We start from the raw sequence: 12,434 nt of genomic DNA on the forward strand, positions 1-12,434 counted from the left end.
CTGCCTTGATCAGCACGGGCATGGGGGGCGGCTGGCTCGCGCGTCTTCCGCGTCTTCCACGTTTTCCACGTTTTCCATTTTCCACCGCGGACCCGGCAGGTCCGGGGGGCGCTTCAGGGTCAACGGTTGTAGCACGCGGCCGCCGACCCTGTCTGCCGGGACACACCCGCCGCGCCCGCCCGCCCGCCCGCAGTTTCGCGGCCCCAGCACCCGAAGGAGCGCTGAACAAGGCAGCACAGATCTGGGCCGGATTTGCGGCTTTGTTCCAGCTTTGGCCCCTCAATGAAAAAGCCCAACATGCCGATACATGCGAGAGCCGCGTGGATTCCGGTGACAAGGCCGTCGGCCGCGTCGGATCCACCCCCCTCACCAAATGCTCCGACAGAGGAAATCAGGATGAACCGCAAGCAATGCCTTGCCACGCTCGTGGCAATCTCCAGCCTCACTTTGGCCAGCGCGCTGCCGGCTTTCGGCAACGAGCTGCCCGCCGAGGTGCAGGCCAAGGTCGAGAAGGCCAAGAAGCGGCTGGCCGAACTGGCCGCCAATCCCACCGTGGTGGCCGCCGTGCGCGAGGCCAATGGCCATGACGGCGGCGGCATGACCAACGGCAAGTGGGTTGACCTGACGGACGCCGACCCGGCGGTCAAGAGCATGCTGGCCAGCAAGGTCAGCGTGCAGATCGCCAAGTGGGAAACCGAGGACGACACGGTCAACAAGCTGGTGCTGCGCGACCAGAAGGGCAACCTGATCGGCGCCAGCATCCGACCGCTGATCTACAACAACGCCAGCCGACCGGTGTTTGCCAACCCGATCAAGGGCCAGGTCTGGTCCGCCAATGAGATCAAGCCCGACACCTCCACCCAGATCCCCAGCGTGCACGTTGCCGCACCGGTGATGGATGGCGGCAAGGCGATTGGCGTGTTGCAAGCCGGTGTGACCGCCAAGTAATTTCGCTGGAATCAACCGTGCGTGCCCGGACACCGGGCCGCATTGGAGGAACGCATGTTCAAGAATTTGAAAGTTGGCGCAAGGCTGGCGCTCGGCTTTGCCGCGGTGCTGGCACTGATGACCGTGATCAGCGCGATTTCGCTGAGCAGGCTGTCGGCCATCAAGGCCGACCTGGCAGCAGTGACCGGCGAGGCGCCCGAGCGCCTGGCCAGCAACCTGCGCGACCTGGCCCGCTACCAGGCGATCGCGCTGCGAGACGTGGTGATGCAGGACGACGTGGCCTTCAAGAAGAAGGAATTCGACCTGATGAAGAAGTCCCGCACCGAGTACGAGCACACCGCCCAGACCCTGGGCGCGATGCTGACCGAACCCGCGACCAAGGCCGCCTTCGACAAGGCCGCAACCGCCCTGCAGGCGACCAAGGCGCCGATGGAAAAAGCCATCGACAAATCCATGGCCGACGACATGCCTGGCGCTGCCGAGACCGTGCGCGAAGAAGTCCGCCCGGCCCAGCTGGCCCACGTGGCTGCGCTGGACCAGGTGGTGGAAGCCGTGCAGGAAGCTTCGCGGGTGCGCAACGAGCAGGCCGACAAGGCCTACCAGCGCGCGGTGATGCTGATCATCGGCCTGTCGATCACCGCACTGGTGCTGGGCGTGCTGATTGCCTGGCAGATCCAGCGCAGCATCACCCGGCCGCTGAACATCGCGGTGGACGTGGCGCAGGCGGTGGCGGGCGGTGACCTGTCGCGCGTCATCAGCGTGCAGTCGGACGATGAAGTCGGCCGCCTGCTGAAGGCGCTGCAGACGGTCAACACCGACCTGGGCCGCACGATGCTGCAAGTGCGGTTTGCGGCAGAAACCATGCAGACGGCGTCGCTTGAAATTGCGGCCGGCAATGCCGACCTCAGCCAGCGCACGGAGCAGCAGGCCTCCAGCCTGCAGCAGACGGCCTCCTCGATGGAGCAGCTGACGGCCACCGTGAAGAACAACGCCGACACCGCACGCAGCGCCGCGCAGATGGCCAGCTCGGCCAGCGCCGCGGCCGCCAAGGGGGGCGACGTGGTGGCCCAGGTCGTCACGACCATGGATGCCATCAAGGCCAGCTCGCAGAAGATCGCCGACATCATCGGCACCATCGACGGCATCGCCTTCCAGACCAACATCCTGGCGCTGAATGCCGCGGTCGAGGCGGCCCGGGCCGGCGAGCAGGGTCGCGGCTTCGCGGTCGTGGCCAGCGAAGTGCGGGCGCTGGCCCAGCGCTCGGCCCAGGCTGCACGCGAGATCAAGACCCTGATCGGCGCCAGCGTCGAGAACGTCGAAAACGGCGCCACCCTGGTCAGCACCGCCGGCACGACGATGAGCGACATCGTCGACCAGGTGCAGCGCGTCACCGACCTGATCGGCGACATCAGCAGCGCCACGCAGGAGCAGACCACGGGCATCGGCCAGGTCAGCCAGGCGGTGGTCCAGCTGGACCAGGTCACGCAGCAGAACGCCGCGCTGGTCGAGCAGAGCGCCGCCGCGTCCGAAAGCCTGAAGCAGCAGGCCGGCAAGCTGGTCGACGTGGTCAACGTCTTCACGCTGGCGCCCGGCGCCCACGCCGCACTGGCCTGAGCAGGCGCAGCCTCGGCGCTGCACCAAGATCACCAGGCCGCGTCCCGGGAGGGGCGCGGCTGTTTTCTATTTGGCATGTTCACGTTGCGCGGCTTCCAACAGCTGCAGCCGTCTGGCCTGGAAGATTTGCAGAGACTCCCGCAAATCAAGCAGCTTGTGCATGCTCAGCGGATCCAGCCCCCCATTGGCCGCCTTGGCATCTTCCAGCCGAAGGATGTGAGCCTCCACCGCGAGAATGCCTTGCTCGATGGCGTCGAGCACATCAAAACGGTTCGTCATGGCGGGTCCAGTTGCACTTTCAATCCCGGGCGTCCAGCGAGGAAGGCGCCCCTCCCGCATGTGACTCGCAAAAGGCCGCGATGAACGTGGGAATGAACGCACCCATCGTGTAGGCCACGCGCTCTTCGGGTTCCAATGGAGCGAGAGAGCCCACTGCCCGGGCGGCCTGGGCAAAAATGGCCGCCCGGGCTGGCCATCGCCGCATGCCGGCTTGATCTTCCGCAACGGAAGGCCAGGTTTGCCCCCTACACTCGGCGGGCCTTTGCCGCCCACACCTTGAACCATCCAGCCGAAGAGCGAAAAGATCCGATGCGCTTTCTCGCTGGTGACGGCGAGATGGCCGCGCGCATTCGCGCGTTCGACTGGGCTTCGACGCCGTTGGGGCCGCCAGCGACCTGGAGCGCAGGCCTGCGCACCATGGTCCGCATGCTGTTGACCACACGGCACCCCGTCTACATTTTCTGGGGCGCCGAACACACCGGCCTCTACAACGACGCTTACCGCGAGTCGCTCGGGCCGGAAAAGCATCCCGCCATCCTGGGCATCCCAGGCCGCAGGGCCTGGGCCGAGATCTGGCACTTGATCGGCCCTCAGATCCTGCAGGTGCTCGCAGGTGGCGGCGCCACCTGGCATCAGAATCAACTGGTGCCGATCATTCGCCACGGTTGCCTGGACGACGTCTATTGGACCTATTCCTTCGGTCCCATCGACGACGAATCGGCCGCCAACGGAGTCGGCGGCGTGCTGGTGCTGGTGACCGAAACCACCCGGCAGGTCATGGCCGAGCGGCAGGCGAAGTTGAACCATGCCAGGCTGGCCAGCCTGTTCGAGCAAGCGCCCAACTTCATGGCCATGCTGAGCGGCAAGGATCACCGGTTTGAGCTGGTGAATCCAGCCTACGAGCGGCTGATCGGGCGGCGCGACGTGATGGGCTTGCCCTTCAGCCAGGCAATCCCGGAAGCGGTGGATCAGGGCTACGTCGACCTGCTGGACCAGGTCTTCGCCACTGGCGAGCCCTACATCGCGGCCTACGCCAAGTTCCGCAGCCAGCCTGCAACAGATGTCCCGCCCGACGAGCGCATTGTCGACTTCGTCTTTCAGCCCACCTTCGACAATCGCGGCGAAGTGGACGGGATCTTCGTGGTTGGCATCGACGTGACGGCGCAATGGCAGGCGCAACAGGAACTGGCTGTCAAGATCGAACAATTGCAGTTGGCCACCGACGCAGGCGAGGTCGGGCTGTGGGATGTCGACAACCTGGCCAACACGCTGTACTGGGCGCCACGGGTCAAGAAGATGTTTGGGGTCCGCGAACAGATGCCCGTCACGATCGCAGACTATTACGACGGGATCCACCCCGAAGACCGGGACGCGACCATTGCGGCCTACCAGCGCGCGCAAAGCCCGTTGGAGCGGGCTTTGTACGACGTCGAGTTCAGAACCATTGGCAAAGAGGACGGGCGGGTTCGCTGGGTGGCCGCCTGCGGCCGAGGCATCTTCGATTCGCAGGGCCATTGCACACGCGTGATCGGCACGGCCATCGATGTCACCGCTCGCAAGCGCAACGAAGCGCTGTTGCGACACCTGAACGAGACCCTTGAACGCAAGCTGTCGGACTACCTCGCCGAGCGAAAGCTGCTGGCCGACATCGTCGAAGGCACGGACGCACTGATCCAGGTCATGGACCTGAACTACCGCTGGCTGGCGATCAACCGTGCGAGTGCGGCGGGGTTCGAACGGGCCTTCGGCATCAGGCCTCGCGTGGGCGATCAGCTGCAGTACCTGCTTCATGAGCACATCGAGGTGCTCAAGGAGATCGAGCCGGGCTGGACCCGGGCCCTGGCAGGCCAGGAGTTCCTGGAGGTGCGGTCGTTCGGGCCGTCGCCCTCGGAGCAGCGGTCCTTCGAGATGCGCTTCCAGCCGCTGTATGACAGCGATGGACGTCTCATCGGCGCCTACCAGTTTGCCTACGATGTGACCGAGCGCATCGAGCACCAGCGAAGACTCGCGGAAAGCGAAGCAGCGCTTTACCAGGCCAGGAAACTGGAGGCGATCGGACAGCTGACAGGTGCCATCGCGCACGACTTCAACAACCTGCTGCAGGTCGTCAGCGCCAACCTGGAGATGATCCGGCGCCGCGCGGAGAATCCGGCGCAGGTCAGAGACTTCGCCAAAAGAGGCACCGAGGCAGCCAGTCGCGGCGCCCGCCTGACAGCCCAGCTGCTGGCGTTCTCCCGCAAGCAGGAGCTGGTCATTCGACCGGTTGGGCTGGGCGCGCTGGTGGACGGCATGGCCGACCTGCTCAAGACCACCCTGGGGGCCAGTGTCGAGTTGCAGCTTGCTGCTGAAGACGTGTGGGTGCACGCCGATGCAACACAGCTCGAAATGGCGCTGCTCAACCTGGCAGTGAACGCCAAGGATGCGATGCCTGACGGTGGGCGGTTCACCCTCGCCAGCCGCGTGCCGGCATCCTTGCCCAGGGACCTTGCACCGGGCGAGTATGTGGAGATCAGCGCGACCGACACCGGCACCGGCATGCCGCCCGAAGTGATGGCCAAGGCCTTCGATCCGTTTTTCACGACCAAGGCAGTCGGGAAAGGCAGCGGGCTGGGCTTGAGCCAGGTTTACGGCCTGGCAACCCGAGCGGGCGGCACCGTCGTCATCGACAGCGATGGCGTGACCGGGACAACGATCAAGGTCTACCTGAAACGGGCGCTCGGTGAAAACTCCGGAGCGTCTCAAGACGCCCCGGCCAGTGGCCCGGTGGCCCTCGCGCCATGGTCGGTGCTGTTGGTCGATGACGAGGAGGAGGTCAGGCGCGGCATCGCCGCCATGCTCACCGATCTGGGACTTGGCGTTCACCAAGCCGAGAATGCAGAGCAAGGGCTTCAGCTCCTGGACGCCCACCAGGTCGAGCTGCTGCTCGTCGACTACGCGATGCCGGGTTCAGACGGCGCCGCCATGGCCAGGGTGGCACGCCAGGCCAAGCCCGAGCTCCCCATCATGTTTGTCAGCGGGCACGCGGACGCCGAAGTGATTCGGGAAGCCATTGGCTACGGTGCCACGCTGTTGCGCAAGCCGGTCTCGTCGGATCAACTCGAGCTCGCGCTGAGGCGCCTCCAATCGCGGTAGGACCGGAAGCCGCCCTCAGCGGAAGGCGGCAGCGCGCCGGACCTGGCGACACCCGGGGAAGAACGCCGGGACTGAAAGACGCCGACGCGGCTCGCCTTGCATGGCGGACCGCGTCGCGCCGGCAGGCTTCATTGACCGGCCGGTGGTTGCCACAGCTCCACCTTGTTGCCCTCGGGATCGATGACCCAGCCGAACTTGCCGTACTCGGAGTCATCGATCTTGTCGAGCACGTCGCAGCCTTCCGCCTTGAGCGTCGCAACCAGGGCATGCAGGTCTTCCACCCGGTAATTGACCATGAACGCGGCCTTGCTGGGCGCGAACTGATCGCTGTCCTGTGGACCGATGGACCAGACCGTCGTGCCGCCCGCGGGCTTGCCATCCGAGTCGGTCCAGGTGAAGGCCGCCCCGCCCCAGGGCTGGACATCGATGCCAAGGTGGCGCTGGTACCAGGCCCGCAGCGCAGGGGCATCCTTTGCCTTCAAGAAGATGCCGCCAATGCCAGTGACTCGCTTCATGTGAACCTCCGATGTGTGAATGTGCCCGGGATCTGCGGCTGCCGGTAAGGCGCGGACCGGATCCGGCTGGGCACTACCATGCCCGAGAACCGCAGCAGCCGCTTGCCAAATCTTGCGAACCGACCGAGAAGCCAGGGGCCTCGCCTCCGTGGACTACGCCGAACGGGTCAACCGTGCAGTCGACCACATCGTGCGCAACCTTGCCCGGCCCTTGCGGCTGGAAGAGGTGTCCGCGGCGGCCGGATTCTCCCCCTTCCACTTCCACCGCATTTTCAAGACCTTGCTGGGGGAGACGCTGCAGCAGTTCGTCAAGCGGCAGCGGCTGGAACGGGCGCTGTACCTGATGTCCCACGCGCCCGGGCGTTCGCTGACCGACGTGGCCCTGGACTGCGGCTTTTCCTCGTCCTCCGACTTTTCCCGCAGCTTCAGGCAACACCACGGCGTGGCACCCAGCCTGTTCGACCTCGAAGCCTTCCGGAGCACTAGGCGGGACGCTTTCGAGCGCATCTTGACCACCCAGGCCGGATCGCCGCTCCTCACGGCCCTGCCGGCGGGCCAGAACCCGGACGGCTTCGAAGTCGTACTTCGTGAGCTGCCCGCACGCACGGTCGCCTACATCCGTGTGCACAACCCCTACCGCGAGGGCGCCGTGCAGGCCGCTTGCGAGCGGCTGCTCGCCTGGGCGATCCCCCGGGGTTTGGCGGACGGCCAGTGGCTGGGTTACATGTGGGACGAGCCCGAGATCGTCGAGCTCGCAAAATGCCGTTACGACGTTGCGCTCGTGGTCGACGACTTCCAGCCAGCCGGTGAGATCGGCCGCTTCGAGTTCTCGCCAATGCGCGTTGCCGAACTCGTCTTGCGCGGCGACATGGCACTCGAGGCCCGCGCTTTCGACTGGCTGTACAAGACCTGGCTGCCGCGAAGCGGCCATGTCCCGGACCATCAGCCTGCGTTCGAGGCCTGGATCGGCCGACCGTTTGCCCACGGGAACGCGCACTTCGAACTCGCGTGCCAGCTCCCTGTCCAGCCTGGCTGACCGCGGGCCGCCGGGCAAGGTACAGCACATGACGGCACTGGTCCGGCCAGACCATGGCTTGCCGCCGCCGTCGCGATTAGTTTATATTTGAACTATTCACTCCTCAAACAACGAGGGGCGACGCTGAACCCGAGAGGACGGCATGCGCATTGTTTGCATCGGCGGCGGGCCTGCAGGTCTTGCCTTCGCGCTCATCATGAAGAAGCTGGACGCCAGCCACGAGATCACCGTGGTCGAGCGCAACCATCCCTACGACACCTTCGGCTGGGGCGTGGTGTTCTCGGACGCAACGATGCAAAACCTGCGTCGCTGGGACGCCGAAACGGCCGGCGCCATCGAGGCCTCGTTCTCGCACTGGGACGACATCGTGCTGGAGTTCAAGGGCCGCAGCCTGCGCTCGGGCGGCCACGGCTTCGTGGGCATTGGCCGCAAGCGGCTGCTGAACATCCTGCAGGCGCGCTGCGAGGCCCTTGGCGTGCAGCTGGTGTTCGACCGCGAGGTGCGCTCGGACGAGGCGTTCGCCGATGCGGACCTGGTCATCGCCAGCGACGGCATCAACTCCGCCGTCCGCACCAAGTACGCCGAAACCTTCAAGCCCGACATCGTCACGAGGCCCAACCGCTTCATCTGGCTGGGCACCAGGAAGCGCTACGACGCCTTCACCTTCGTGTTCGAGAAGACCGAGCACGGCTGGTTCCAGGCCCACGTCTACAAGTTCGACGAGGAGACCTCGACCTTCATCGTCGAATGCACCGAGGAGACCTGGCGCGCCCACGGGCTGGACCGACTGGACGTGGACGGTTCGGTCGCCTTCTGCGAACAGGTCTTCGCGCGTCACCTGGCCGGCGCCAGGCTGATGAGCAATGCCCGCCACCTGCGCGGCTCGGCCTGGCTGAACTTCCAGCGCATCCGCTGCGAACAATGGTGGCTGGACAACGGCCGCCAACCGGTGGTGCTGATGGGCGACGCTGTGCACACCGCGCATTTCGCAATCGGCTCGGGCACCAAGCTGGCGCTGGAAGACGCGATCGAACTGGCGAACCAGTTCAAGCTGAAAGCCGAGGCTGACGGGGCCGTCACGCGTGCCGACCTGCCCGCGCTGTTGGACCGCTACCAGCAGATCCGTGCAGTCGAAGTGCTGCGGCTGCAGAACGCCGCCTGGAACGCCATGGAATGGTTCGAGGTCTGCGGCCGGCGCTACTGCGACCAGCTCGAGCCCGAGCAGTTCATGTATTCGCTGCTCACGCGCAGCCAGCGCATCAGCCACGAGAACCTGCGACTGCGGGATGCGGGCTGGCTGGGGGGCTACGAGCAATGGTTTGCCAAAAAGGAAGCCACCCCGCCGATGTTCACGCCATTCACGGTGCGCTCGGTCATGCTGAAGAACCGCGTGATCGTCTCGCCGATGGCGCAGTACTCGGCCGTGGACGGCACCGTGGGTGACTACCACCTGGTGCACCTGGGCGCGCGCGCGATGGGCGGCGCGGCGCTGGTGATGGCCGAGATGACCTGCACCAGCCCGGACGCGCGCATCACGCGCGGCTGCCCCGGCCTGTGGAACGACACGCAGCGCGACGCCTGGGCCCGCATCGTCGACTGGGTGCACGACCAGAGCGACGCGAAGATCGGCATGCAGCTGGGCCACGCCGGCGCCAAGGGCGCGACCAACCTGGGCTGGGAAGGCATTGACCAGCCTTTGACCTCCGGCGGCTGGCCACTGATCTCCGCCTCGCCGCAGCAGTACCTGCCGGGTGTCAGCGACTGGTCGCGCCAGATGAAGCGCAGCGACATGGACCAGGTGCGCAATGATTTCGCCGCCGCCGCGCGCCGCGCCGCCGAGGCCGGCTTCGACTGGCTGGAGCTGCACTGCGCGCACGGCTACCTGCTGTCCTCTTTCATTTCGCCGCTCACCAACCAGCGCGAGGACGAATACGGCGGCTCGCTGGAGAACCGGCTGCGCTATCCGCTGCAGGTCTTCGCCGCGGTGCGCGAGGCCTGGCCTCAGCAGCTGCCGATGTCGGTGCGCATCTCGGCCCACGACTGGGTCGAAGGTGGCGTCACGCCGGCCGACGCGGTGGAGATCGCGCGGGCCTTCAAGGCGGCCGGTGCGGACCTGGTAGCCTGCTCGTCCGGCCAGGTCAGCAAGGCCGAGCGCCCGACCTACGGCCGCATGTGGCAGACGCCGTTCTCCGACCGCATCCGCAACGAGGCCGGCATTGCCACCATCGCGGTGGGCGCGATCAGCGAGGCCGACCATGTCAACGCCATCATCGCTGCCGGCCGCGCGGACCTCTGCGCCGTGGCCCGCCCCCACCTCGCCAACCCGGCCTGGACGCTGACCGAGGCCGCTCGCATCGGCTACACGGCCATCCCATGGCCAGCACCGTACCGCTCCGGCAAGCCGCAGCTGGAAGCGATCTTCCAGCGCGAGAAGGCGACGCAGCAAGGGGCCGGCCAATGAGCGCGCCGGGCCCCCAAGCGCGAATCCCGCAGTGCGCCGCACGGAGGGTCTTCCGGTGAACGCGCCGCATGTGCTGATCACTGGCGGGAACCGCGGCATTGGCGCGGCCATTGCGCATGCGCTGGCGGCGGACGGCTGGCGCGTGACGCTGGCCGGCAGGTCCATTGAGGCGCTTGAATCAACGCGGACCACGCTCCCCGGTGATGGACACGCCGTCGTGCAGATGGACGTGGCCAGCGCCGACAGCATCACGCGTGCCTTCGCCGATGCGCGCACCGCGCAAGGCCCGCTGCACGCGCTGGTGAACAACGCCGGCGTGGTCGAGACGGGGCCCACGCAACGCTTTGCGCTCGCCAGCTGGGAGCGGATGCTGGATGTGAACCTCACCGGCGTTTTCCTCTGCTGCCAGGCCGCGCTGGCTGACCTGCGCGAAACGCAAGGCCGCATCGTCAACATCGCCAGCACCGCGGCGCAGAAGGGCTATGCCTTCACGGCGGCCTACAGCGCCGCCAAGCACGGCGTGGTCGGTTTCACGCGTTCGCTCGCGCTGGAGCTGGCGCCCGCCGGCATCGCCGTCAATGCCGTGTGCCCGGGCTACACCGACACCGACATCGTGCGCGGCGGCATGGCGCAGATCATGGACAAGAAGGGCAAGAGCGAAGCCGAAGCCCTGCAGAGCTTCACGCAGGCCAACCCGATGCAGCGCCTGGTCCGGCCCGACGAGGTGGCCGAGGTCGTGCGCTGGCTGTGCCGGCAGGCGCCGGCGGCGATCACCGGGCAATCCATTTCGATCAGCGGCGGCGAGGTGATGTGAAGCCATGAAAAACGAAACACCAAGAGACCCGCGCAGCACGGACAGCCTGGACGAGCTGATCGGCGACGACGCGATTGGCCACGAAGGCCGTGCCGGCGCAGGCGACCACGCGGCGGTGCGCACCTGGCTGCGGCTGCTGGCCTGCACCACGCAGATCGAGACGGAAATTCGCCGCCGGCTGCGCACGCACTTCGACATGACGCTGCCGCGTTTCGACTACCTGGCGCAGCTGCACCGCTTTCACGCCGAGCAGCCCGAAGGCCTGCGCATGAGCCAGCTTTCGCGCTACCTGATGGTGACCGGCGGCAACGTGACCAGCCTGACCGACGAGCTCGAGAAAGGCGGCCACGTCACACGCAACATCGATCCTGACGACCGCCGCTCGATCCGCATTGCGCTGACCACGCGCGGGCGGCGCGCCTTCGAGAAGATCGCTGCCGAGCATGAGCGCTGGGTCGTGGAACTGCTGGCCGACCTGAGCGCCGACGAAAGCCGGCAGCTGCACACGCTGCTCGGCCACTTGCGCCTGGGCCTCACGCGCCGCCTCAACGACAAGGCTTGAACACGATGACCAAGACACTGGCCCCCGCGCTGGCCGCCGGCAACCGCCGCCCGCTGGCAGACTTCGCCGCGAAGCACTTCCGCTGGGAGTGCCGCGACCGTGTCGCGCACATCACGCTCTCGCGGCCCGAGCGCAAGAACCCGCTGAGTTTCGAGAGCTATGCCGAGCTGCGCGACCTGTTCGAGCAGCTGCGCTTTGCGCACGACGTGCGCGCCATCGTGCTCGCGGGCGAAGGTGGCAACTTCTGCTCGGGCGGCGACGTGCACGAGATCATCGGTCCGCTGATCGACCTGCCCGCGCCCGAACTGCTGATGTTCACGCGCATGACAGGTGACTTGGTGAAGGCGATGCGCCACTGCCCGCAACCCATCGTGGCCGCGGTGGACGGCGTGTGTGCCGGCGCCGGCGCCATCCTCGCGATGGCCAGCGACCTGCGCTACGGCACCGCGCGCAGCAAGACCGCCTTCCTGTTCGCCCGCGTGGGCCTGGCCGGCTGCGACATGGGCGCCTGCGCGATGCTGCCGCGCATCGTCGGCCAGGGCCGCGCGGCAGAGTGGCTCTACTCTGGCCGCTCACTGGGCGGCGAAGAGGCCGAGCGCTGGGGCTTCTTCAACAGGCTGGTCGAGCCCGAGGTGCTGCTGGACGAAGCCACCGCCTTCGCGCAGTCGCTGGCCGACGGCCCCGCCTTTGCGCATTCGCTCACCAAGTCCATGCTGCACCACGAGTGGAGCATGGACATCGATTCGGCCATCGACGCAGAAGCCCAGGCGCAGGCGCTGTGCATGCTGACCGAGGATTTCGGGCATGCGTACCGCGCGTTTGCCGCCAAGGCGAAACCTGTCTTCGAGGGGCGCTGACATGGTCGACGCTGTCGCTGAAGCATTGGCGTGGCCCTTTTTCGAACCCCGCCACCGCGAGCTGCATGCGCGGCTTTCGAACTGGCTGGCCGAGGCCAAGCTGCCCGAACACCTCTCGCCCCACGCCACGCAGGCCGAACTCGATGCGCATTGCCGCGACTGGGTGCGTGCGCTGGGCCAAGCCGGCTGGCTGCGCCATGCCGTGGCCGGGCGCGA

Annotated in this window: 10 protein-coding genes and 1 pseudogene; 9 read left to right on the plus strand and 2 right to left on the minus strand. The window is 66.7% G+C overall.

The genetic code is table 11. The features are described from left to right. Positions 1-396: 396 nt before the first annotated feature. Both FKP22_RS08790 and FKP22_RS08795 read left to right on the plus strand, forming a co-directional pair. A complete protein-coding gene (locus tag FKP22_RS08790; RefSeq protein WP_141287035.1) occupies positions 397-948 on the plus strand; it encodes a hypothetical protein in 552 nt (183 codons plus the stop codon). Between the two features lie 54 nt (positions 949-1,002). Next, complete coding sequence (locus FKP22_RS08795; protein WP_141287037.1) at positions 1,003-2,562, plus strand: methyl-accepting chemotaxis protein; 1,560 nt, start codon at positions 1,003-1,005, stop codon at positions 2,560-2,562. A 66-nt stretch (positions 2,563-2,628) separates the two neighbouring features. Here the strand turns inward: FKP22_RS08795 and FKP22_RS08800 are convergent, their stop codons facing one another. Further along, on the minus strand, positions 2,629-2,841 hold the full coding sequence (locus FKP22_RS08800; protein WP_141287038.1) for a hypothetical protein: 213 nt from the start codon (positions 2,839-2,841) through the stop codon (positions 2,629-2,631). 135 nt (positions 2,842-2,976) lie between these two features. Here FKP22_RS08800 and FKP22_RS08805 point away from each other — a divergent pair, with 135 nt between their 5' ends. Continuing rightward, on the plus strand, positions 2,977-5,973 hold the full coding sequence (locus FKP22_RS08805; protein WP_141287040.1) for a PAS domain-containing protein: 2,997 nt from the start codon (positions 2,977-2,979) through the stop codon (positions 5,971-5,973). Between the two features lie 128 nt (positions 5,974-6,101). Here FKP22_RS08805 and FKP22_RS08810 read toward each other — a convergent pair whose 3' ends face one another. Beyond that, positions 6,102-6,488 (minus strand): VOC family protein, encoded by a 387-nt coding sequence (locus FKP22_RS08810; protein ID WP_141287042.1) that lies wholly within the window; start codon positions 6,486-6,488, stop codon positions 6,102-6,104. Between the two features lie 19 nt (positions 6,489-6,507). Between FKP22_RS08810 and FKP22_RS08815 the strand changes: the two genes are divergently transcribed. The 6 genes and pseudogenes from FKP22_RS08815 to FKP22_RS08840 all read left to right on the plus strand — a co-directional run. After that, complete coding sequence (locus FKP22_RS08815) at positions 6,508-7,524, plus strand: AraC family transcriptional regulator (protein ID WP_141287044.1); 1,017 nt, start codon at positions 6,508-6,510, stop codon at positions 7,522-7,524. Between the two features lie 142 nt (positions 7,525-7,666). Further along, on the plus strand, positions 7,667-9,985 hold the full coding sequence (locus FKP22_RS08820; protein ID WP_141287046.1) for a bifunctional salicylyl-CoA 5-hydroxylase/oxidoreductase: 2,319 nt from the start codon (positions 7,667-7,669) through the stop codon (positions 9,983-9,985). Positions 9,986-10,040: 55 nt separating this feature from the next. Then, positions 10,041-10,799 (plus strand): SDR family NAD(P)-dependent oxidoreductase, encoded by a 759-nt coding sequence (locus FKP22_RS08825; protein WP_141287048.1) that lies wholly within the window; start codon positions 10,041-10,043, stop codon positions 10,797-10,799. A 4-nt stretch (positions 10,800-10,803) separates the two neighbouring features. Continuing rightward, positions 10,804-11,361 (plus strand): MarR family winged helix-turn-helix transcriptional regulator, encoded by a 558-nt coding sequence (locus FKP22_RS08830; protein ID WP_141287050.1) that lies wholly within the window; start codon positions 10,804-10,806, stop codon positions 11,359-11,361. Between the two features lie 5 nt (positions 11,362-11,366). Then, a complete protein-coding gene (locus FKP22_RS08835; protein ID WP_141287052.1) occupies positions 11,367-12,218 on the plus strand; it encodes an enoyl-CoA hydratase family protein in 852 nt (283 codons plus the stop codon). Position 12,219: 1 nt separating this feature from the next. After that, positions 12,220-12,434: pseudogene (locus FKP22_RS08840) on the plus strand (hypothetical protein); the annotation flags it as partial.

The sequence above is a fragment of the Ideonella azotifigens genome, assembly GCF_006519715.1.
Classification (GTDB): domain Bacteria; phylum Pseudomonadota; class Gammaproteobacteria; order Burkholderiales; family Burkholderiaceae_C; genus Ideonella; species Ideonella azotifigens.

Excerpts from the sequence above, each read along its gene's own strand:
- FKP22_RS08790 (WP_141287035.1), top strand. The coding sequence starts at position 397 with ATGAACCGCAAGCAATGCCTTGCCACGCTCGTGGCAATCTCCAGCCTC.
- FKP22_RS08795 (WP_141287037.1), top strand. The coding sequence starts at position 1,003 with ATGTTCAAGAATTTGAAAGTTGGCGCAAGGCTGGCGCTCGGCTTTGCC.
- FKP22_RS08800 (WP_141287038.1), bottom strand. The coding sequence starts at position 2,841 with ATGACGAACCGTTTTGATGTGCTCGACGCCATCGAGCAAGGCATTCTC.
- FKP22_RS08805 (WP_141287040.1), top strand. The coding sequence starts at position 2,977 with ATGGAGCGAGAGAGCCCACTGCCCGGGCGGCCTGGGCAAAAATGGCCG.
- FKP22_RS08810 (WP_141287042.1), bottom strand. The coding sequence starts at position 6,488 with ATGAAGCGAGTCACTGGCATTGGCGGCATCTTCTTGAAGGCAAAGGAT.
- FKP22_RS08815 (WP_141287044.1), top strand. The coding sequence starts at position 6,508 with ATGTGCCCGGGATCTGCGGCTGCCGGTAAGGCGCGGACCGGATCCGGC.
- FKP22_RS08820 (WP_141287046.1), top strand. The coding sequence starts at position 7,667 with ATGCGCATTGTTTGCATCGGCGGCGGGCCTGCAGGTCTTGCCTTCGCG.
- FKP22_RS08830 (WP_141287050.1), top strand. The coding sequence starts at position 10,804 with ATGAAAAACGAAACACCAAGAGACCCGCGCAGCACGGACAGCCTGGAC.
- FKP22_RS08835 (WP_141287052.1), top strand. The coding sequence starts at position 11,367 with ATGACCAAGACACTGGCCCCCGCGCTGGCCGCCGGCAACCGCCGCCCG.